The sequence below is a fragment of the Hydrogenophaga sp. GW101-3F08 genome (genome assembly GCF_059424585.1).
Map to the genome: position 1 here is coordinate 316,866 of NZ_JBWKZP010000001.1, position 21,765 is coordinate 338,630.

A 21,765-nucleotide genomic window follows, 5' to 3' on the forward strand; every position below is an offset into this window, starting at 1 on the left:
TCGCCCTTGTCGGTCCGCAGCACCTACGAGGCTGCGCTCAAGGAGCGCGGCTACACCACCGACCCTGCCCAGCAGCGCGCCATCGACGCGCTGGAGCGGTGTGCCTCCGAGTGGGCGACGTACAAGCAGCGCCGCTCCAACGCGCTGAAGAAGATGTTCGTCAACCCGGAGGTCCCGCGCGGGGTCTACATGTTCGGCGGGGTGGGGCGGGGCAAGAGCTTCCTGATGGACTGCTTCTACAACGCGGTCCCCATCCGTCGCAAGACGCGGCTGCACTTTCACGAGTTCATGCGCGAGGTGCACCGCGAGCTGCGCGACCTGCAGGGCACGGTCAACCCGCTGGACGAGCTCGGCGCGCGCATCGCCAAGCGCTACAAGTTGATCTGTTTCGACGAGTTCCACGTGGCGGACGTGACCGACGCCATGATCCTGCATCGCCTGCTGGATGCGCTGTTCAAGGCGGGTGTGGGTTTCGTCACCACCTCCAACTTCCATCCCGACGGCCTGTACCCGGACGGTTTGCACCGCGACCGCATTCTGCCGGCCATCGAACTGCTCAAGCAGAAGCTGGAAGTCCTCAGCGTGGACAACGGCACCGACTACCGTCAACGCACGCTGACCCACGTCCAGCTCTACCACTGCCCGCTGGGGCCGAAGGCCGATGCCGCGATGGCGCAGACCTTTGGTCAACTGGCGGAGATGGGTGACCAGGACCCGGTCATGCAGATCGAGGCGCGCCAGATCCAGGCCCTGCGGCGCGCCGGTGGCGTGATCTGGTTCGATTTCCGCACCCTGTGTGGCGGCCCGCGTTCGCAGAACGATTACCTGGAAATCGCCTCGCAGTACCACACGGTTCTGCTGTCCAACGTGCCGCAGATGTCGGTACGCCAGGCCTCGGAAGCACGGCGTTTCACCTGGCTGGTGGACGTGTTGTACGACCGGCGTGTCAAGCTGGTGATGTCGGCCGCTGTGCCGCCCGAGCAGCTCTACACCGAGGGGCCGATGGCGCACGAGTTTCCGCGCACGGTGTCGCGGCTTGCCGAGATGCAGTCGGCGGAGTTTCTGGCGCTGGAGCACCGGCTGGTAGACACCGGTCTGACCTGAGACCATCGGGCCGGCAGGCCCGAGCCGCGTTCAGGACAGCGGATCCATCTTGACGATGGCGATCGACAGGTTGTCGCCCATGCCCTTGGCGCGCGAGCGCGCCTTCTGGATCAGGAACTCGCAGGCCTCGCGCGGCGACAGCATGGCAATGGTGCTGGAGAGCTCTTCCGGGGTGAAATAGTGCCAGACCCCGTCGCTGCAGGCCATGAGCGCATCGCCCGGGCTCAGGTGCTGCACGACGTGAATGTCCACCGGTGGGTCGTTCTCAGTGCCCAGGCAGCCCATCAGGATGTTGGAGTGCGGGTGGTCCAGCGCTTCCTCTTCGCTGATTTCGCCCTGGTTGACCAGGGTCTGAACGTAGGAGTGGTCCATGGTGCGGAACACCATCTTGCCGTTGCGGAAGTGGTAGATGCGCGAGTCACCGGCGTGTATCCAGTGGCAGTCGCCAGCCGGGTTGATCAGAAACGCTGCGATGGTGCTGTGGGGTTCCTGTTCGGCCGAGACGGCCGTGAGCTTGATCACCAGGTGCGACTCTTCCACGACCTGACGCAGCATGGCGGAGGCGTCGTCGGTGTCCGGGTCGTAGCGTTCGAACAGCTGGCGAGCGGTCAGCATCACCTGATCGGACGCCTTGCGCCCGCCGCTGCGCCCCCCCATGCCGTCGGCCACCACCGCCAGCAAGCAGCCGCTTTGGCGCTGGTGGTGCAGCAGGCACACCTGATCCTGCTGGTAGTCGCGGTCGCCTCGGTGAATCCCGGTCGATGCGTGTATGCGGTAGCCTTTGGACATGTGTGTGGGTCGAACGACAGGACAGTGGGGCGGATGGGTCAGCGGGTGTATCAATGGTAACCATGAATGCCTACACGGCGAGAGCCTATCATCAAAACTCGGGCCTTGGCCTCCTGCGCACGGGTCATGCGATGGCGTGTGTTGCTTGTATTCCACCGCGGGCGGTGTGATGTTCTGGACGGAGCCGGATTGACCCCACTTGAGACCGCCGTGGTGCGCGCCTTTGCCGGGCAGGCCGAACTGCGGCCGCGTCAGGGACAGCTGGACATGGCGCTTGCCGTGGCCGAGGCGGTGGAATCGGGTTCGGCCCTGGCGGTGGAGGCGGGCACCGGTGTGGGCAAGACCTTTGCCTACCTGGTGCCGCTGTTGCTCAGCGGTCGTCGTGCCGTGTTGTCCACCGCCACCCAGGCGCTGCAGGACCAATTGTTCGGGCGCGACATCCCCGCCGTGAGCCATGCGCTGGGGCTTCCGGTGCGGGTTGCCTTGCTCAAGGGCCGTTCCAGCTATGTGTGCGTCCATCGCCTGGATCAGGCCCGTACCGCTCCGGCGCCCTCGGTGCGCCACGACCCCGCACTCACCGCTGGTTTGGAGCATGTGCATCGCTGGGCGATGGCTTCCCGCAGCGGGGATCTGGCCGAGTTGCCTGGGCTCGACGAGCGCTCGCCGCTGTGGCCGCTGATCAGCTCGACCCGCGAAAACTGCCTGGGAGGCGCCTGTCCGCGCCATGCCGATTGCCACGTCAACCGGGCCCGGCGCGAAGCGCTCCAGGCCGACTGGGTGGTGATCAACCACCACCTGTTTTTTGCCGACCAGCAGGTCCGGGAGTCCGGCGTGGCCGAGCTCTTGCCGAGGGCGGAGGTGGTGGTGTTCGACGAAGCACATCAACTCAACCAGACAGGGATCGGGTTTTCGGGTCTTGCGCTCGGATCGGGCCAGGTGCGGGACCTCGCACGCGATCTGTCCAGCCAGGGGCCGCGGTGGGCCAGGGGCCAGCGGCCATGGAGCCATCTGGCGCTGGGTCTGGAGCAGGCGGCACGGGCGTTCCCGCAACCCTCGCGCCCGGCGGACCACGGGGTTTCGCGCAGCCGCTGGCCGCTCAGAACCCCTGAGGGCGTGGATGCGGCGCATTGGGCACGTGGTGTGGCTGGTGTGGCCGCGGCCTTGTCGGCCGCCGTCGAGGCGCTCGAAGCGACCGCCGGTGCGTCGGCCGACATGCAGCGCCTGTGGGAGCGGGCACAGGCCCTGCAGGCCGACTGGACTCGCCTGACGGCGCCCAGCGCATCCGATGCCGATGGGGCGCTGGTGCGCTGGGTGGATTGGGGCTCGGGCGCTGCCTGGAAGCTGGTTTGTGCGCCGCTCGATGCATCGGCCCACTTTCGACAACTCATGGGGGACCGGCAGGATGGGCGCAGCTGGGTGTTCACCTCGGCCACGCTGGGCAGCGACGAAACACTGGATACGTTCACGGGCCCGTTGGGGCTGCGGGCACGGGCGGACCTGCGCACCCTGCTCGTACCGAGTCCGTTCGACCACCTGGCGCAGGCGGCCTTGTACGTCCCGCACGACCTGCCCGAGCCCGCCGACCCGGATCACACGCCCGAGCTGTCGCGTGCGGTGGCGCGCTGGGCATCGCGCCTGGGCGGCCGCACGCTCGTGCTCACCACCACGCTGCGGGCGGCCAGCCGCATGGCCGCGCAACTCCAGGCGCTGGTGTCCGAAGGGCGCTGTGAACCCATGCAGGTGCTGGCCCAGGGGCATGGGTCCAAGCGGGCCTTGTTGGCCCGGTTTCGCGCTGCCGAGGCTTCACCGCAGGGCGCGGTGCTGGTGGCGTCGGCTTCGTTTTGGGAGGGGGTTGATCTCGCGGGCGACGTGTTGCAGCTGCTGGTGATCGACAAGCTGCCGTTTCCCCCGCCCGACGATCCACTGATCGAAGCCCGGGCCCGCCAGCTCGAACGCCACGGTGAGAGCGCGTTCAGCGCCTGCTACCTGCCGCAGGCGGCGCTGGCGCTCAAGCAAGGGGCTGGGCGGTTGATCCGATCGGAAAGCGATCGTGGCGTGCTGGTGATCGGGGATCGCCGCCTGTTGACCCGCTCTTATGGTCAGCGCCTGCTGGGCGCATTGCCGCCCATGCGGCGGCTGGTGGACGAAGAGGAACTGATGGTGAGCCTGGATGAACTGGCGTTCACCAGACTTTCCACCACGGGTCACTCGCGCTCTTGAACCCGCGCGAGAGGTACTCGCTCTTCGGATAGCTGTTCTCCATCACGCGGCGAGCGTCGTCGCGCAGCTGCGCCATGCCCAGCGCGTCGTAGGAGCGCACCAGGATGAACAAGGCTTCTTCGAGCGCCGGCGCGTCGGTGTAATCGGTCAACGCGGTCTGGGCGCGGTTGATCGCGGCCAGATAGGCGCCCCGCTGGTAGTAATAACGCGCGACGTGCACTTCGTACTGCGCCAGCGAATTGACGATGTAGGTCATGCGGGTGCGGGCATCGGGCGTGTAGCGCGAATCCGGGTACCGGCTCACCACTTCGCGGAAAGACTCGAACGACTCCTTGGCCGCCTTCTGGTCGCGCTCGGACAGGTCCTGCCGAGCGAGGGAGCCGAACAGCCCCAGGTTGTCGTTGAAGTTGACCAGACCCTTGAGGTAGTACGCGTAGTCCAGGGCGGGGCTGGCCGGATGCAGGCGCAGGAAGCGGTCCAGAGTGGCCAGGGCCTGCGCCTGTACGCCGGCCTTGTACTGGGTATAGGCCTTGTCGAGCTGGGCCTGCTGGGCCAGAGGGGTTCCTGCGGCACGGCCTTCGAGCTTCTCGTACAGCGTCACGGCCTTGTCGAAGTTGCCCGCGTCGCGCTCGTCCTTCGCCTCGGTGTATATCTTGTTGGGGCTCCAGCCCACGGTGTTGTCCACTGGCGTGCTGGTGCAGCCCGAGAGGGCGACTGCGGCGCCCAGCGCGCACAGTGACACAGCAGATAATCTGAACGAAAGCATCACACGCACACCTTTAACAACGGGAAGACAGGTCTTGGCAACGGAAATTATATCGATGGGGGGTGTGCAAAGCCGTTCCGTGTCTGCGGAAGACCTCGAGACGCTCGCCGCCGGCGACGATGTGGTGGAGGTCGAGACCCGCTTGTGCGAGGTCCCGGCCGACATGCACGGCTGGCGCATTGACCGTGCCTTGGCCCGGCTCATTCCCGAGTTCTCCCGCTCCTACCTGCAGCAGCTCATGGCCGACGGCGCGGTGTGGCTGCGAGGCGCGCCGGTCCACAAGGCCGCGGCCCGCATCGCCGTGGGCGACCGCCTGCAGGTGGAACTGCGCCCCACCCAGCAGGCGATGGCCTTTGTGCCGCAACCCATGGCGCTGGAGGTGGTGTTTGAAGACGCCGACCTGCTGGTGATCAACAAGCCAGCTGGGCTGGTGGTGCATCCGGCGGCGGGCCACTGGAGCGGAACCTTGCTCAACGGCTTGCTGGCCCACCACGCCGCGGCCGCTAATCTGCCCCGCGCGGGCATCGTGCACCGGCTGGACAAGGACACGTCGGGGTTGATGCTGGTGGGCAAGAGTCGGCAGGCGGTCGAGGCGCTGGTGCGCGCCATCGCCGCGCGCGAGGTCAACCGGCAGTACCTGGCGCTGGCACACGGGCGCTGGCAGGGGGCGGCCGAGCAGGCCGTCGATCAGCCGATCGGCCGCGATGTGCACAACCGGTTGCGCATGGCGGTGGTGCGGCCCGAGTCCACCACGGGCAAGCCGGCCCAGACCACCATGCGCCTGCTCGATGGGACGGAGCAGGCCTGCCTGGTCGCCTGCAAACTGCACACCGGTCGGACGCACCAGATTCGTGTGCACATGGCCTGGCTGGGGCACCCCCTCGTCGGCGACACCCTGTATGGCGGCAAGCCTTTGTGGGGAATGGCGCGCCAGGCACTGCACGCGACGCGGCTGCGCCTGCTGCACCCCACGCAGGGCCAGGCGCTCGATTTCCTGATTCCCCCGCCAGCGGATTTCCTGCAACTGCTGACCGAGACCGGTCTCCATTACAATGAAAGCCAACTGGGGTGATGCCACGCCAGTCTGCGCAGTGGCCCGAAGCGGGCCCGGTTTCTGCCACAGCTTCCGATGGCCCTGATGGTCCCCATGCGGGACGAGGTGCCTGAAATCCCGATGCTGAGGCCGCTTGGCTCCATCCACGATGGAGCGTTTGCAGGCCATGCCGACCTTGTTCTCATGGACATCCCGCCCGGGCTGGATGCCGGTTACAGACAGACACGACAATGAACACCACGGATGCCAAGCGCGTCCTTGAGACGGCTTTGATTTGCGCGCCCCAACCGCTGACCGTGCGGGAGCTGAGCGTTCTCTTCGATATGGAAGTCTCCCCCGACGCGCTCAAGACCCTGCTGGCCGACCTGCAGCTGGACTGGACCGGGCGTGGCGTGGAGCTGGTCCAGGTGGCCAGCGGCTGGCGTTTCCAGAGCCGGCCGGAACTTCGCCCTTATCTGGACCGTCTGCATCCAGAAAAACCGCCCCGGTACACGCGTGCGACGTTGGAAACGCTGGCCATCATCGCCTACCGCCAGCCCGTGACGCGCGGTGACATGGAAGACATCCGGGGGGTGACCATCAATTCGTTGATTCTCAAACAACTGGAAGACCGCGGATGGGTGGAGGTGATCGGTCACCGCGAGACCGTGGGCCGACCGGCGCTCTTCGCCACCACGCGCCAGTTCCTTGACGATCTGGGGATATCGTCGCTCGACCAGTTGCCGCCGCTCGAAGGCAGCGATGTGCAGGAGTCGGCGCTGGACCGGCTCGATTTCGAATCCCTTTCGGTCAGTCTGCAACCCCCGGACGAAGACACCGAAACCACGGCAGAGACCGTTCCCGCGGCCGACGCCAAGCGCTCCGCTCCCGCCCCCGGCCCCACCAGCGAATTGCCGCTGGAAGCCTCCCCACAGGACAACCATGACACCGGTGCCACCCCCACACAACCCGCCTGAGTTGGTACCCGAGGGTCCTTCCACGGACGACGCGGTGCAGCAGCCCGTACCCGCAGCCAGCCCGTCCGTGCCTGCGGCTCCGGCGCGGCGGCCCGCCGAACCCGAAGCGCTGCGTTTTGACGACGTGGTCAGCGGTGCTTTTGACGCCGAGCAGGAAAAAGACCTGCCATTGCCCACCAAGCGCGTGCTCGCGCCCGAAGCCGAGTCGCCCAAGCTGCACAAGGTGTTGGCGCAGGCGGGCATGGGTTCGCGGCTGGAGATGGAGCAATTGATCCTGGAAGGGCGCATTTCGGTCAATGGCGAGCCTGCCCACATCGGCCAGCGCATCCAGTACGGCGACGTGATCAAGGTCAACGGCAAGCCGGTGCGTGTGCGCATGACGCCGCCGCCGCCGCGCGTGCTGGCGTATCACAAGCCCGCGGGTGAAGTGGTGTCGCACGACGACCCGCAGAACCGCCCCACGGTGTTCCGCCGTTTGCCACGCCTGTACCAGGGCAAATGGCAGTCGGTCGGCCGGCTCGACATCAACACCGAAGGCCTGTTGTTGCTGACGGACTCGGGAGAGCTGGCGAACCGCCTGATGCACCCGCGGTTCGGCCTGCAGCGAGAATACGCGGTGCGCGTGCTCGGGGCCTTGTCCAACGACGAAAAGCAGCGCCTGCTCGACGGTGTGCGGCTCGACGACGGCGTGGCGCAGTTCGCCAGCATCGAAGACGGTGGTGGCGAGGGCGCCAATTGCTGGTACCGGGTCACGATTGGTGAAGGCCGCAACCGCGAGGTGCGCCGCATGTTCGAGGCGGTGGGCCATGCGGTCAGCCGCTTGATCCGCATCCGCTACGGCGCCATGATGCTGCCGCGCGGTCTCAAGCGCGGCGTGTGGATCGAGCTCGACCAGCGCGACATCGACCGGCTCACCGCCGCGGCGGGCATGCACGCCGCTGCCGGTGAGGGCGATCGCGCAGTCCGCCCTGTGGGCCGCCACCCCGCCAACCGGGGCAAGGCCGGCAACAAGGGTGGCAAGACCTATGGCAACCCGGCCGGCAGCCGCGGTGACGCGCCGCCGCCGGGTGCGCGCCGGGGGCGCAGCCTCTGGGCACCGGACGGCACCGGCGCGCCAGGAACTGGTCCGAATGCCCGCGGTGGCAAGGGGGGGCCCAAAGGGCAGGGTGGCAAACCGTCCCAGCCCGATCCCATGAAGACCTCGTTTGGCTACATCGGTCAAGACGCCTTGCAGCGCCAGCGCGAGCAGGACGGCGGCCGGGGCGGTCCGGCCGGCGGTGCTGGACGCCGCCGCGGCGGCGGTCGCCAGGGCGGTCGCTGAGCCTGTGTCTCGTCGGCCCGATTCTGTTGCGGCCCGGTCGCGCAGGGGCTGGAAACCGGACGCCCGTTGTAGAATCAAAGGCTTTGCGGGATATCGCAAATATCACGAATTACCCAACAAAACCCAAGGATATATATGGCCATCGAACGCACCCTCTCGATCATCAAACCCGACGCCGTCGCCAAGAACGTCATCGGCCAGATCTACGCCCGTTTTGAAGCCGCCGGCCTGAAGGTCGTGGCCGCCCGCATGGCCCACCTCTCGCGTGGTGAAGCCGAAGCTTTTTACGCTGTGCACAAAGAGCGTCCTTTCTTCAAGGATCTGGTCGATTTCATGATCTCCGGCCCTGTGATGATCCAGGCCCTCGAAGGCGAAGGCGCCATCGCCAAGAACCGCGACCTGATGGGCGCGACCGATCCGAAGAAAGCCGCCGCCGGCACCATTCGCGCCGACTTTGCTGACAGCATCGACGCCAACGCCGTGCACGGCTCTGACGCGCCCGAAACGGCTGCCGCCGAAGTGGCGTTTTTCTTCGCCGGCATGAACGTCTATTCGCGTTGATCATGTCATGACGGCCAACCTGCTCGACTTCGATCTGGAAGGCTTGGCCGCCTTTTGCGAACAGCTGGGCGAAAAGCGTTTTCGCGCCGTCCAGCTGTTTCGCTGGATTCATCAAAAAGGGGCGTCGGGCTTCGATGAGATGACCGACCTCGCGCGCAGCCTGCGCGAGAAGCTGCCTTCGGTGTGCGCCATCACGGGCCTGCCGGTGCTCTCGCGCCAGGACTCGGCCGACGGCACCATCAAATGGCTGTTCGATGTGGGAGATGGCAACGCGGTGGAAACCGTGTTCATTCCCGAAGACGATCGAGGCACCCTGTGCATTTCTTCCCAGGCCGGCTGCGCCGTCGGCTGCCGTTTCTGCTCCACCGGTCACCAGGGTTTTTCGCGCAACCTCACCACGGGTGAAATCCTGGCCCAGCTCTGGCACGCCGAGCGGTTTTTGCGCCAGCACCTGGGCAAGACAGAGCGCGTGATCACCAACGTGGTGATGATGGGCATGGGTGAGCCGCTGCAGAACTACGGTGCGCTCGTCCCGGCGCTGCGTGTGATGCTGGACGACCACGGCTATGGCCTCTCGCGCCGCCGCGTGACGGTGTCCACATCGGGTGTGGTGCCCATGATCGACCGCCTGGCCCAGGACTGTCCGGTGGCCCTGGCCGTGTCGCTGCACGCGCCCAACGATGCCCTGCGCGATGCATTGGTGCCACTCAACCGCAAGTACCCGATTGCCGAACTGCTCGACGCCTGCCTGCGCTATCTGCCGGCAGCACCTCGCGACTTCATCACCTTCGAGTACTGCATGCTCGATGGGGTGAACGACCAGCCTGAGCACGCCCGGCAGTTGCTGGCCTTGCTCAAGGGCCATGGGGGCCGAGGGGTTCCGTGCAAAATCAACCTGATCCCGTTCAATCCGTTCCCCGATTCGGGTCTGAAGTGTTCACCCCGCTCGGTGGTGCTGCATTTCGGCAAGATCCTCAACGATGGCGGGATCGTTACCACGGTGCGCAAGACGCGTGGCGACGACATCGATGCCGCCTGCGGCCAGCTTGCGGGAGATGTGCTGGACCGCACCAATGCGGCAAGCCGTCTGTCGCAGCGTCGGCAGCAGACCGAACAACCCATCCGGTTTGTGCACACAGCCAAGGAAAAACAGGCATGACACCAGTACTTCGATTCGGTTCCGACGGGCATGGTTTTGCGAAAGGATGGACCCGGCGCAACGCCTGGGTGGCCCTGCTTGTGCCGATGCTGCTGGCCATGGCGGTGTTGCAGGGGTGTGCCACCCCGCCCGCATCGGCCACGTCCACCACGGCCGAGCCCATCACCGAGTCGGACGAGCCTGAAACCCGCAAGCGCGCGCGCATCCGTCTGGAGCTGGCCTCCAACTACTTTGAGCAAGGGCAGACCTCGGTCGCTCTTGACGAAATCAAACAATCGCTGGCGGCCGACCCGACCTATGGTCCCGCCTATGTGCTGCGTGGCCTGGTCTATATGCGGCTCAACGACGCGCGCCAGGCCGAAGACAGCTTCAAGCGGGCCTTGCAGATCAACCCGAAGGACCCGGATGCCCTGCACAACTTCGGCTGGTTTGCCTGCAATCAGGGCCGTCATACCGAAGCGATCCAGTCGTTCACGCAAGCACTGGCCAGTCCGATCTACAGCGGCCAGGCCAAGACTTTGATGCTCAAGGGCACGTGTGAACTCCGCATGGGGCGCCTCCCGGAAGCCGAAGGCAGTTTTGCCCGTTCCTACGAGCTCGATCCGGGCAACCCCTACGTGGGCTACAACCTGGCATCGCTGCTGTTTCGCCGGGGCGAACATACCCGGGCCCAGTTCATCGTCCGGCGGGTGAACAACTCCGAGCTGGCCAACGCCGAAACGCTCTGGTTGGGTATCAAGCTGGAGCGCCACCTGCGCAACGACGATGCGGTCAAGCAACTGGCCCAGCAGCTCTCACGCCGTTATCCGCAGTCTCGCGAATGGGCGGCTTACCAGCGAGGATCTTTCGATGAGTGAGCAGTGGTCCCATGGCGCCGATGCCATGGCGCAGATGGAAGAGCCGGCGGTGAGCTCGCCGGTCTTTCTTCGGCAGGCCCGCGAGGCCGCGGGCTTGCACATCGCTGCGCTGGCCGCGGCGTTGAAGGTGCCCGTCAAAAAACTCGAGGCACTGGAAGCCGGGCGCTACGACGAACTGCCCGACATGACCTTTGCCCGGGCGTTGGCTTCAAGCGCCAGTCGCCATCTCAAGATCGATCCGGCGATCGTCTTGTCGCAGATTCCGCTCGGACACGCGCCCCAACTGGGCACGCCGAGCCCCGCGATCAACGCCCCCTTCAAGACACCCAACGATGCCCAGGTGGGTGGTCCCCTGCGCTGGCTGTTGCGTCCGGCGGTGCTGGCCGCGTTGGTGCTGCTGCTCGCGACGCTGGTGCTGGCGTTCCTGCCAGAGCTCGATACCAGGCTGTTGACATCGGGTGGCCCCGGTATCGAGGCGCCGACCACGGGCGGAGAATCGGCGGGTGCCGCCGCCACCGGGGAGCCCGTGACCGATGGCAATGTCGTCGCACCTGCTGCTGTCGATACGCCGCGGGCGCCTTCTGGGGTGCCCGAGGTTCCGCCTCCCGCCGGCGCGTCTTTGCCGCAAGTTCCTGCTGCCGAGCCCTCCAGTGCAGCCACCGACCCGGAACCGGTGGTCGGTTCGTCGGCGTCGGCCACCCCATCCACAGCACCCGCACCCGGCAGCCTGCTGAGCATTGCCGCCACGGGGGATTCCTGGCTGCAGGTGGTCAACGGTTCGGGCAAAGTCGTGGTGCAACGCATGCTCAAGGCCGGTGACGTGATGGATTTCTCCGCAGCCCCGCCGTATTCGGTGGTGCTGGGGCGTGCTGACGCAGCCCAGGTCACGGTGCGCGGGCGCCCGTTCGATGTGACACCCTATGCGCGCAACAGCGTGGCCCGCTTTGAGGTGAAATGAGCATGACCACCGACACCGCCGTCCGCCCGGCCACGAGCAGCCGGACACCCGATACCGAATCCCAGCCCATCGCGCTGACCGCGGCGCGCGCGCGCCAGACCCGGCAGGCCGTGGTCGCTTGGGGCACGCATCGCGTGACCGTGGGGGGCGATGCGCCGGTGCGGGTGCAGTCCATGACGAACACCGATACCGCGGACGCCATCGGCACCGCGATCCAGGTCAAGGAACTGGCGCTGGCCGGCTCCGAACTGGTGCGCATCACGGTCAACAACGACGAAGCCGCCAAGGCCGTGCCGCACATTCGCGAGCAGCTGGACCGCATGGGGGTGAACGTACCCCTGATCGGCGACTTCCACTACAACGGTCACCGCCTGCTCAGCGATCACCCGGCGTGTGCCGAGGCCTTGTCCAAATACCGCATCAATCCGGGCAACGTGGGGCGTGGCGAGAAGGGCGACCGGCAGTTCGCCCAGATGGTCGAGATCGCGGCGCGCCACGACAAGGCCATCCGCATCGGCGTGAACTGGGGCAGCCTCGACCAGGACCTGCTGGCCCGGCTGATGGACCAAAACGCCCGGCGTGCCCAGCCTTGGGACACCCGCCAGGTGATGTACGAAGCCCTGATCACGTCCGCGCTCGACTCGGCGCACCGGGCGCAGGACATTGGCCTGAATGGCAACAACATCCTGTTGTCCTGCAAGGTGAGCAGCGTGCAGGACCTGATCGCGGTGTACCAGGCGCTGGCCCAGCGTTGCGACCATGCGCTGCACCTGGGGCTGACCGAAGCGGGCATGGGCACCAAGGGTGCCGTGGCTTCCGCGGCGGCGCTATCGGTGCTGCTGCAGCAGGGCATTGGCGACACCATCCGCGTTTCCCTCACGCCCCAGCCGGGCGAATCGCGCACGCAGGAGGTGGTGATCGCGTCCGAGATACTGCAGGCGCTTGGCATGCGCGCTTTCGTGCCCAGCGTGACCGCCTGCCCGGGCTGCGGTCGCACGACCAGCACCACGTTCCAGGAGCTGGCCAAACAAATCGACGACTTCCTGCGCGGCTCCATGCCGCTTTGGCGCGCCCGCTACACCGGGGTGGAAAACCTCAAGGTTGCCGTGATGGGCTGCATCGTCAACGGACCGGGCGAGAGCAAACACGCCGACATCGGCATCAGTCTGCCGGGGACCGGCGAAGCGCCGTCCGCCCCGGTTTACATCGACGGGGAAAAAGCATTGACGCTGCGCGGCGAGGGCATCGCGCGCGAGTTCCAGCAGATTGTCGAAAACTACATCGAGAAGCGGTACGGATCCGGTTCCTGATTGGCCGCTGCGCGGCTTGTACACGGCGGGCCGGCGGATGCCGCGTTCCGCCGGTTCATCTCTCCCTCTGAGCATCACCCATGGCTGAAAAACTGAGCGCCGTCAAAGGCATGAACGACATCGCCCCGCCCGTGTCCGCGCACTGGGAGTGGCTCGAAGACCGCTTGCGCTCGCTCATGCAGCGCTACGGCTATCGCAACGTGCGCACCCCCATCGTGGAACCGACCGCGCTGTTCGTGCGCGGCCTGGGCGAGGTGACCGACATCGTCGAAAAGGAGATGTACTCCTTCGAAGACCGGCTCAATGGCGAACAGCTCACCCTGCGCCCCGAGAACACCGCGGGCGTGGTGCGTGCCGCTCTGGAGCACTCGATGCTGTACGACGGTGGCAAGCGCCTGTATTACATGGGCCCGATGTTCCGCCACGAGCGGCCGCAGCGCGGGCGTTACCGCCAGTTCCACCAATTCGGCGCCGAGGCGCTGGGTTTTGCCGGCCCGGACGTGGACGCCGAACTGATCGTGCTGGCCTGTGACCTCTGGGCCGAGCTGGGTCTGTCCGGCATCGAACTGGAAATCAACAGCCTGGGCCAGCCAGCCGAGCGTCTGGCCCACCGCCAGGCGCTCATTGCCCACCTGGAGGCGCACGCCGATCGGCTCGATGAGGACGCGAAGCGCCGGCTGCACAGCAACCCGCTGCGCATCCTGGACACCAAGAACCCCGCCATGCAGGACGTGGTCAACGCGGCGCCGCGCCTCATGGACCATCTTGGGGCCGAGTCGCTGGACCACTTCAACCGCCTGCGCGCTCTGCTGGACGCGCAAGGGATCGCGTACCGCATCAACCCGCGCCTGGTGCGTGGCATGGACTACTACAACCTCAGCGTGTTTGAGTTCGTGACCACGCAACTGGGATCGCAAGGCACAGTCTGCGCCGGCGGCCGCTACGACGGCCTGTTCGAGCAGATCGGTGGCAAGGCGGCACCGGCCGTGGGCTGGGCCCTGGGCATGGAGCGCATCCTGGAGTTGCTGAAAGAGCAGGGCCGCTTGCCCGAACAACCGGCGCCCGACGCCTACGCGGTGGTGCCCGATGCGGCCGCACTACCGCAAGCCATGGCATTGCTGCGCGTGCTGCGCCAGCAGGGCGTGAGCGTGCTCATGCACGCCGGGGGAGCCGAAGGCATGGGCAGCATGAAGTCGCAGTTCAAGAAGGCCGACGCCAGCGGCGCGCGGTTTGCCCTGATCTTTGGGGCCGATGAACTGGCGCAGGGCATGGTGTCGCTCAAGCCTCTGCGCGCCCCCGGCGCCGACGGAAACCCATCGGCAGCGGTGGCGGCGCAGTCGCTGCAGCCCCTGGCCGACCCCTTGGCATGGTGCGCCATACTGCGCAGCCTTTGAGCACCTCCATCCATCCAGGCGCGCCGCCTACAATCGTCCGAACCGCATTTGCATATCCCACATGGCCAAACACCTCGACCTTGAAGAGCAGGAACAGCTCGATCAGATCAAACATTTCTGGGCTCAGTACGGCAACCTCATCACCTGGGTGTTGATTGTTGTCTTCGGTTCCATGGCTGCATGGAACGGCTGGAACTACTGGCAACGCAACCAGGCCACCAAGGCCGCGGCGCTGTACGACGAGATCGAACGGGCCGCCGTCGCGCGCGACGCGGACCGGATCGAGCGCGCTCTGACCGAAATGAAAGACCGCTTCGCGGGCACCACCTTTGCGGCGCAGGGTGCGCTGCTTGCCGGCAAGACGCTTTTTGAAGCGGGCAAGGCCGATGGCGCGCGCGCCGCCCTGTCCTGGGTGGTCGAAAAATCGTCGGACGGGTCGTACCAGGCCGTGGCGCGGTTGCGTCTGGCCGCGCTGGACCTGGAGGCCAAGGCCCATGACCAGGCGCTCAAGACCCTGGAAGCACCGTTCCCCAAGGCCTTCGAGCCATTGGCGGCCGATCGCCGGGGCGATGTCTACCTGGCCCAGGGCAAGACCGACGACGCCAAAACCCAGTACCAGAACGCCTGGCGCGCTTTGGGTGGGCGTTTTGAATACCGCAAGCTGGTTGAAGTCAAGCTCGCTTCACTGGGTGTGGATGTGTCCACACTGTCCCCCGCCACGGAGGCCTCCCCTTGAAACGTCGTCCCCTCTTGAATCTGCCCACAGGTCATGGCGCCCGGGCGTTGATCGTCCTGGCGATCGCGTCCGCCCTGGGGCTGTCCGCCTGCTCGTCCAGCCCGGAGAAGCCCAAACCGGCTGAGTTGCCACCGGTGGCCGCGCTTCTGGCCGCGAAACTGGCATGGACAGCGCAGGTCGGCCCGACCAGCTCGATGGTGACCCCCATGGTGGTCGGTGCGCGCGTGTTCCTGACCGGTGGGGAAGGCACGGTGGTGGCGCTGGATGCAAACACGGGGCAGGACCTCTGGCGCCTGAACCTGGGCACGCCGGTTTCTGCCGGCGTGGGCTCCGATGGTCAGACGGCCGCCGTGATCACGCAGGACAACGAATTGGTGGCCATCGCCGAAGGCCGTGTCAGCTGGCGCGTGCGCCTGCCTGCGCGCTCCTTCACGGCGCCTCTCGTGGCCGGTGCACGCGTGTTCGTCCTGACCGCCGACCGCGCCGTGACGGCGTTCGACGCGCAAACCGGTGCCCGCTTGTGGAACCAGGCGCGCCCAGGAGAGCCGCTGGTGTTGCGCCAGTCGGGCGTGTTGCTCGCGGTGGATGACACCCTGGTGGTCGGTTTGTCCGGCCGGCTCACGGGGCTGAATCCCCTCAATGGCGCCATCCGCTGGGAAGCCCCGGTGACCACTGCGCGCGGGACCAACGAGGTGGAACGTCTGGTGGATCTGGTGGGGCCGGTCAGCCGCCTGGGCAGCAGCGTCTGCACACGTGCCTACGGCTCGGCCGTGGGCTGCGTGGATACCAGCCGCGGTGGCGTGGTCTGGTCCAAACCCGCCCAAGGCAAGACCGGGGTTCATGGCGATGACAAACTGGTCTTTGGCAGCGAGGCGGACGGCCGGTTGCTGGCTTGGCAGCGTGCGTCCGGCGAGCAAGCCTGGGAGTCCAGTCGCCTGAAATACCGTGACCTGACGGCCCCCCTGTCGGTCGGCCGCGTGCTTGCCGTGGGCGACAGCACAGGCCTGGTGCACCTGCTCTCGCGCGAGGACGGCAGTGAAATGACCCGTTTGTCCACCGACGGATCTCCCGTGATCGCCGCTCCCGTGCTGGCCGGGCAGGTCATGGTGGTGCAGACGCGCAAGGGTGGCGTGTACGCCTGGCGCCCCCAGTGAAGATGCGACACCAGTCGTTCACCGGGTCGCGCCGGGAATGACTGGGCCCTGGTCAGACCAGGGATAGGGACCGTGTTCTGGTCCATGCAATTGAAAGGTACTGTTTCGTGAAACCCGTCATCGCTCTGGTGGGACGCCCCAATGTGGGCAAGTCCACCCTGTTCAACCGCCTGACGAGTTCACGCGACGCCATCGTGGCCGACTTTGCCGGACTCACCCGTGACCGCCACTACGGCAATGGCCGCCTGGGCAAGCGCGAGTACATCGTGATCGATACCGGCGGCTTCGAACCCGACGCCAGCGAGGGCATCTACCGCGAGATGGCCAAGCAGACCCGGCAGGCCGTGGCCGAGTCGGACGTGGTGATCTTTGTCGTGGATGCGCGTGCCGGCATCAGTGCGCAGGACCACGAGATCGCCCAATACTTGCGCCGCCTGGGCAAACCCACGGTGCTGGTGGCCAACAAGGCCGAAGGCATGACCCAGGGGCTGCAACTGGTCGAGTTTTTTGAACTCGGCCTGGGCGAAGTGCTGCCGGTGTCCAGTGCCCACGGGCAGGGCGTGCGTTCCATGCTGGAAACCGCGCTGGAGGCCATTCCTGGGTTGCCTGATCTGGACGACGAGGAGCCGGAGGTCGAAACCGGGGTGATCCGGCTGGCGGTCGCCGGTCGCCCCAACGTGGGCAAGTCCACCCTGATCAATGTCTGGCTGGGCGAAGAGCGCCTGGTGGCGTTTGACCTGCCGGGCACCACGCGCGACGCCATTTCGGTGCCGTTCGAGCGCGAGGGCCAGAAATACGAGTTGATCGACACGGCTGGCCTGCGCCGCAAGGGCAAGGTGTTCGAGGCCATCGAGAAGTTTTCGGTGGTCAAGACCCTGCAGGCGATCGAAAACGCCCATGTGGTCCTGCTGCTGCTCGACGCCACGCAGGGTGTGACCGACCAGGACGCACACATCGCGGGTTACATCCTGGAGAGTGGGCGCGCCGTGGTGCTGGCCATCAACAAATGGGACGCGGTGGATGCCTACCAGCGCGAACAGATCGAACGCCAGATCGAGACCCGGCTGGCGTTTCTCAAATTCGCCTCGCTGCACCTGATCTCGGCCAAGAAGCGCCAGGGACTGGGGCCGGTGTGGAAATCCATCGCTCAAGCGCATGCCTCGGCCATGCGCAAGATGTCCACGCCCATGCTGACGCGCCTGCTGCTGGAAGCGGTGGCGTTCCAGGCACCGCAGCGCAGTGGCATGTTCCGTCCCAAAATGCGTTACGCCCACCAAGGCGGAATGAACCCGCCGGTGATCGTGATTCATGGCAACTCGCTGGAACACGTGCCCGACGCCTACAAGCGCTTCCTGGAAGGCCGTTTTCGCAAGGCGTTCGATTTGGTGGGCACGCCACTGCGCATCGAATTCAAGACCTCGACCAACCCCTTCAAGGAGTGAGCACTCCTGCGCGAAGCCTCGTGCAGGGGGCAGGGCTGTGGTATGGTGCACACCTCATTAACTTTTTTTGAACACGGAGCATATCGTGAGCAATAACAAAGGCCAGCTCTTGCAAGACCCTTTTCTGAACCAGCTTCGCCGGGAACACGTTCCCGTGTCGATCTATCTGGTCAACGGCATCAAGCTTCAGGGTCAAATCGAATCGTTTGACCAGTACGTCGTGTTGCTGCGCAACACGGTGACGCAAATGGTTTACAAGCATGCCATTTCCACCATCGTGCCGGGCCGTCCGGTGCAGTTTTCCGCCGCTGGTGCGGACGAGTCCACTGCTTCTTGATTCACACCCTGAATCCTGCAGGCGATCGGGCGGCCTTGGGCTGCGTGGTCGCTTGCAGCGCCGAAGGCCGGTTGAACTGATTTGAACCCGCCTGATCCCTCCCGCAACGCCACGCCATCGGTCATTCTGGTGGGGGTGGATTTCGGGTTGCCCCATTTTGACGCCGCGCTCGAAGAGCTCGGCCTGCTGGCCCAGACGGCCGGCTATCGGGTGGCCGACCGTGTCACCTGCAAACGGCGTGCACCCGATCCGGCCCTTTTTATCGGGTCCGGCAAGGCCGACGAGATCAAGATGCTGGCCCAGTCTTCCGGCGCAGCGGAAATCTTGTTCGACCAGTCATTGAGCCCGGCGCAACAGCGCAACCTGGAGCGCCACCTCGGCATGCCGGTCAACGACCGGACGCTGCTGATCCTCGAAATCTTTGCCCAACGCGCACGCAGCCACGAAGGCAAGCTGCAGGTGGAGCTTGCGCGGCTGCAATACCTGTCGACCCGGCTGGTGCGCCGCTGGTCGCACCTGGAGCGGCAAAGTGGCGGCATTGGCATGCGCGGTGGTCCAGGCGAAACCCAGATCGAACTGGACCGACGCATGATTGGGGAAGCCATCAAGCGCACCAAGGAGCGGCTGGAAAAGGTCAAAAAGCAGCGCGCCACCCAGCGCCGCCAGCGCGAACGCCGCGACACCTTCTCGATCTCGCTCGTGGGTTACACCAATGCGGGCAAATCATCCTTGTTCAATGGGCTGGTCAAGGCCCGGGCCTATGCCGCCGACCAGCTGTTTGCAACACTCGACACCACCACCCGTCAGTTGTATCTGGGCGAGGCCGGGCGTTCGGTCTCGTTGTCGGATACCGTGGGCTTCATCCGCGACCTGCCTCACGGCCTGGTGGATGCATTTGCCGCCACGTTGCAGGAAGCGACCGACGCCGATCTCTTGCTGCATGTGGTGGATGCGTCCAATCCGTCGCATCCGGAGCAGATCGCCTCGGTGTTGGGGGTGCTCAAGGACATTGGCGCGGATCAGGTGCCGCAGATTCTGGTGTTCAACAAGCTCGACGCCATGGATTCGGCGGCTGTTCCGCACCTGAGAAGTGACGCGATGGAACTGGACGGCGCCTCTGTGCCTCGTATCTACGTGAGCGCCCGGACCGGCGAAGGATTGCCAGAGTTGCGCTCGTTGCTCGCGGGTCGCGTGATGTCGCAGGCGGGCGTTCTTGATCCGAATACCCCGGGGGAGACCCTCAGCATCGAAAATGTGCTGCCCTGATTGGGCACAATGTCATGGTTTTGATTCGAAAAGAAATTGGCAACACATGGATGTGAATCTGCAATCACCCGAGCGTGGCGTTGAGGCCGGCGTTCACGGCAAAAACCGGCGCGGCTGGCGTGTCCTGTTGGGCATGTTCAACCTCAACGATCCCCGCTGGGGGCGTGGTGACGACGCCTCGCGTGGCGGTGACAAGCCGCAAAACGAGTCGGAGTCGGGACGCGATACCGAGGACCGCCCTCAGCAGAAGCCACCGCGCGGTCAGGGCCCCAATCAGGGCCCTCCCGACCTGGATGAACTCTGGCGCGATTTCAACCGCAAGCTCGGCGGCTTGCTGGGCGGCAAGGGTGGTCGTGGCGGGCAGGGAGGCGGCAACGGTTCGGGTGGCGGGGGAATGCCCGGTTTCAATCCGAGTCCCAAGAGCACAGGCATTGGCGCTGGTCTGATCGTTGGCGTGGTGGCGCTGATCTGGCTTGGCACGGGCTTTTTCATCGTGCAGGAAGGCCAGCAGGCCGTCATCACCCAGTTCGGGAAATACCACAGCTCGGTCGGCGCCGGTTTCAACTGGCGTCTGCCTTATCCGATCCAGCGTCACGAGACGGTGTTTGTCACGCAGATCCGCTCTGTGGACGTGGGTGGCGACAACGTGTTGCCGGCCACGGGCCTGCGCGATTCGGCGATGCTGACCATCGATCAGAACATTGTCGAGATCAAGTTCGCGGTCCAGTACCGCTTGAACGATGCGCGAGCCTTCCTGTTCGAGAGCCGCGACCCGGATGCCGCGGTGGTCAAAGCCGCCGAAACGGCTGTGCGCGAGGTCGTTGGCAAGATGCGCATGGACGCGGCCCTGGCCGAGGAGCGCGACCAGATCGCGCCCCGTGTGCGGGTCCTCATGCAGTCCATTCTGGACCGCTACAAGGTGGGCATCGAGGTTGTGGGCATCAACCTGCAACAGGGTGGCGTGCGTCCCCCCGAGCAGGTGCAGGCTTCATTCGACGACGTGCTGAAAGCCGGCCAGGAGCGTGAGCGTGCCAAGAACGAGGCAGAGGCCTATGCCAACGACGTGGTGCCACGGGCCCGCGGCGCGGCTTCCCGACTGACCGAAGAGGCCGAAGGCTACCGGGCCCGGATCGTGGCGCAGGCCGAGGGTGATTCGCAACGTTTCCGCTCGGTGCTGGCCGAGTACCAGAAGGCGCCACAGGTCACCCGCGAGCGCATGTACGTCGATGCCATGCAGGAAATCTACAGCAACGTGACCAAGGTGATGGTGGATTCCAAGTCGGGATCGAATCTGCTGTATCTGCCGCTGGACAAGATCATGCAAATGGCTGCACAGGCTCCGGTCGCCGCTCCCAGCCCGGCGCCCACGTCCAGCCCGACGATTCCGTCGTCCGTACCCACGTCCCGCAGCCAGGACAACGCCGCGCGCTCGCGCGAGCGTGAGAGCCGCTGAGCCGGCGGCCGGGTACGAGTGACTAGAGAGCAAAGCAAATGAACAAACTGGGTTTCATCCTCACCTCCTTTATCGTGGCGCTGGCGATCGCCAGTTCCATGCTGTTCGTCGTGGACCAACGTCAGTTCGGCGTCGTGTTCCAGCTCGGACAGATCAAGCAGGTGGTCACCGAGCCGGGGCTCAACTTCAAGTTGCCCCCGCCGTTCCAGAACGTGTCCTACATCGACAAGCGCCTGCTTACGCTGGAGAGCACCGATACCGAGCCCACGCTGACGGCCGAGAAGCAGCGCGTGGTGATCGACTGGTACGTGCGCTGGCGCATCAGCGATCCTCAGCAGTACATCCGCAACGTCGGCGTCAACGAGCGTGCGGGGGCCTTGCAGCTCAACCGCGTGGTGCGCAACTCGTTCCAGCAAGAGGTCAACAAGCGCACGCTCAACGAGCTGCTGTCGTCCCGCCGCGAGCAGCTCATGGACGATGTCAAGCGCGAGGTGCTCGCCGCCGTGCGCGGAGCCGACAAGCCCTGGGGCATGGACGTGGTGGATGTCCGCATCACCCGCGTGGACTACGCCGAGAGCATCACGCTGTCGGTCTATCAGCGCATGGAAGCCGAACGCAAGCGCGTCGCCAATGAGCTGCGGTCCACCGGTTTTGCCGAAGGCGAAAAGATCCGGGCCGATGCCGACCGCCAGCGTGAGGTGATCGTGTCCCAGGCCTACCGGGCCGCGCAGCTCATCAAAGGCGAGGGCGATGCCAAGGCCGCCGCCGCTTTCGGCGAAGCCTTCGGCCGTGATCCGGCGTTCGCCCAGTTCTACCGCAGTCTGGAAGCCTACAAGGCCAGTTTCGCCAGCAAGTCCGACGTGATGGTGATCGACCCTTCCTCGGACTTCTTCAAGGCTCTGCGAAGCAGCGACGTGGCCCGTTGAAG

At 65.7% G+C, this 21,765-nt stretch carries 20 protein-coding genes; 18 read left to right on the forward strand and 2 right to left on the reverse strand.

Annotation, left to right across the window (positions count from 1 at the left end; all coding sequences use genetic code 11):
- Nucleotides 1-6: 6 nt before the first annotated feature.
- Nucleotides 7-1,104, forward strand: coding sequence for a cell division protein ZapE (gene zapE, locus AC07YZ_RS01720; RefSeq protein WP_226493026.1), 1,098 nt, complete (start codon nucleotides 7-9; stop codon nucleotides 1,102-1,104).
- Nucleotides 1,105-1,134: 30 nt separating this feature from the next.
- Here zapE and AC07YZ_RS01725 read toward each other — a convergent pair whose 3' ends face one another.
- Entirely contained in the window at nucleotides 1,135-1,893 is a 759-nt protein-coding gene (locus tag AC07YZ_RS01725) for a PP2C family protein-serine/threonine phosphatase (RefSeq protein WP_226493025.1), read from the reverse strand.
- A gap of 189 nt (nucleotides 1,894-2,082) precedes the next feature.
- Between AC07YZ_RS01725 and AC07YZ_RS01730 the strand changes: the two genes are divergently transcribed.
- Nucleotides 2,083-4,113, forward strand: coding sequence for an ATP-dependent DNA helicase (locus tag AC07YZ_RS01730; RefSeq protein ID WP_494793494.1), 2,031 nt, complete (start codon nucleotides 2,083-2,085; stop codon nucleotides 4,111-4,113).
- Here AC07YZ_RS01730 and AC07YZ_RS01735 read toward each other — a convergent pair.
- Complete coding sequence (locus tag AC07YZ_RS01735; RefSeq protein ID WP_494793495.1) at nucleotides 4,076-4,879, reverse strand: outer membrane protein assembly factor BamD; 804 nt, start codon at nucleotides 4,877-4,879, stop codon at nucleotides 4,076-4,078. The genes AC07YZ_RS01730 and AC07YZ_RS01735 overlap by 38 nt on opposite strands.
- 55 nt (nucleotides 4,880-4,934) lie before the next feature.
- Here AC07YZ_RS01735 and AC07YZ_RS01740 point away from each other — a divergent pair, with 55 nt between their 5' ends.
- The 16 genes from AC07YZ_RS01740 to hflC all read left to right on the forward strand — a co-directional run bounded on the left by AC07YZ_RS01740 (nucleotide 4,935) and on the right by hflC (nucleotide 21,763).
- Entirely contained in the window at nucleotides 4,935-5,951 is a 1,017-nt protein-coding gene (locus AC07YZ_RS01740; RefSeq protein WP_494793496.1) for an RluA family pseudouridine synthase, read from the forward strand.
- Nucleotides 5,952-6,163: 212 nt separating this feature from the next.
- Nucleotides 6,164-6,889, forward strand: coding sequence for an SMC-Scp complex subunit ScpB (scpB, locus tag AC07YZ_RS01745; protein ID WP_494793497.1), 726 nt, complete (start codon nucleotides 6,164-6,166; stop codon nucleotides 6,887-6,889).
- The gene (locus AC07YZ_RS01750; protein WP_494793498.1) at nucleotides 6,855-8,210 is read left to right on the forward strand and encodes a pseudouridine synthase; all 1,356 of its coding nucleotides are present in this window, start codon (nucleotides 6,855-6,857) and stop codon (nucleotides 8,208-8,210) included. The genes scpB and AC07YZ_RS01750 overlap by 35 nt, the downstream gene beginning before the upstream one ends.
- 135 nt (nucleotides 8,211-8,345) lie before the next feature.
- Nucleotides 8,346-8,771 carry a nucleoside-diphosphate kinase gene (ndk, locus tag AC07YZ_RS01755; protein ID WP_068168814.1) on the forward strand — a complete coding sequence of 142 codons (426 nt, stop codon included), beginning with the start codon at nucleotides 8,346-8,348 and terminating at the stop codon, nucleotides 8,769-8,771.
- 7 nt (nucleotides 8,772-8,778) lie between these two features.
- Nucleotides 8,779-9,930, forward strand: coding sequence for a dual-specificity RNA methyltransferase RlmN (gene rlmN, locus AC07YZ_RS01760; protein ID WP_494793499.1), 1,152 nt, complete (start codon nucleotides 8,779-8,781; stop codon nucleotides 9,928-9,930).
- Complete coding sequence (gene pilW, locus AC07YZ_RS01765; RefSeq protein ID WP_413465758.1) at nucleotides 9,927-10,787, forward strand: type IV pilus biogenesis/stability protein PilW; 861 nt, start codon at nucleotides 9,927-9,929, stop codon at nucleotides 10,785-10,787. The genes rlmN and pilW overlap by 4 nt, the downstream gene beginning before the upstream one ends.
- 25 nt (nucleotides 10,788-10,812) lie before the next feature.
- Nucleotides 10,813-11,745, forward strand: coding sequence for a RodZ domain-containing protein (locus AC07YZ_RS01770; RefSeq protein WP_494793500.1), 933 nt, complete (start codon nucleotides 10,813-10,815; stop codon nucleotides 11,743-11,745).
- Complete coding sequence (gene ispG / locus AC07YZ_RS01775; protein WP_494793501.1) at nucleotides 11,742-13,055, forward strand: flavodoxin-dependent (E)-4-hydroxy-3-methylbut-2-enyl-diphosphate synthase; 1,314 nt, start codon at nucleotides 11,742-11,744, stop codon at nucleotides 13,053-13,055. Before AC07YZ_RS01770 ends, ispG begins: the two co-directional genes overlap by 4 nt.
- 80 nt (nucleotides 13,056-13,135) lie before the next feature.
- A complete protein-coding gene (gene hisS, locus AC07YZ_RS01780) occupies nucleotides 13,136-14,449 on the forward strand; it encodes a histidine--tRNA ligase (protein WP_494793502.1) in 1,314 nt (437 codons plus the stop codon).
- A 61-nt stretch (nucleotides 14,450-14,510) separates the two neighbouring features.
- Entirely contained in the window at nucleotides 14,511-15,185 is a 675-nt protein-coding gene (locus AC07YZ_RS01785; protein ID WP_494793503.1) for a YfgM family protein, read from the forward strand.
- Nucleotides 15,182-16,339 carry an outer membrane protein assembly factor BamB gene (gene bamB / locus AC07YZ_RS01790; protein WP_226493015.1) on the forward strand — a complete coding sequence of 386 codons (1,158 nt, stop codon included), beginning with the start codon at nucleotides 15,182-15,184 and terminating at the stop codon, nucleotides 16,337-16,339. Before AC07YZ_RS01785 ends, bamB begins: the two co-directional genes overlap by 4 nt.
- A 107-nt stretch (nucleotides 16,340-16,446) precedes the next feature.
- Nucleotides 16,447-17,781, forward strand: a complete 1,335-nt coding sequence (gene der, locus AC07YZ_RS01795; RefSeq protein ID WP_494793504.1) for a ribosome biogenesis GTPase Der — start codon at nucleotides 16,447-16,449, stop codon at nucleotides 17,779-17,781.
- Between the two features lie 85 nt (nucleotides 17,782-17,866).
- On the forward strand, nucleotides 17,867-18,118 hold the full coding sequence (gene hfq / locus AC07YZ_RS01800) for an RNA chaperone Hfq (protein WP_413465756.1): 252 nt from the start codon (nucleotides 17,867-17,869) through the stop codon (nucleotides 18,116-18,118).
- Between the two features lie 81 nt (nucleotides 18,119-18,199).
- Nucleotides 18,200-19,384 carry a GTPase HflX gene (gene hflX / locus AC07YZ_RS01805; RefSeq protein WP_494793505.1) on the forward strand — a complete coding sequence of 395 codons (1,185 nt, stop codon included), beginning with the start codon at nucleotides 18,200-18,202 and terminating at the stop codon, nucleotides 19,382-19,384.
- Between the two features lie 133 nt (nucleotides 19,385-19,517).
- Nucleotides 19,518-20,837, forward strand: a complete 1,320-nt coding sequence (gene hflK, locus AC07YZ_RS01810) for an FtsH protease activity modulator HflK (RefSeq protein WP_226494733.1) — start codon at nucleotides 19,518-19,520, stop codon at nucleotides 20,835-20,837.
- A gap of 38 nt (nucleotides 20,838-20,875) precedes the next feature.
- Nucleotides 20,876-21,763, forward strand: coding sequence for a protease modulator HflC (gene hflC, locus AC07YZ_RS01815; protein WP_226493012.1), 888 nt, complete (start codon nucleotides 20,876-20,878; stop codon nucleotides 21,761-21,763).
- The last annotated feature ends 2 nt before the right edge of the window (nucleotides 21,764-21,765 follow it).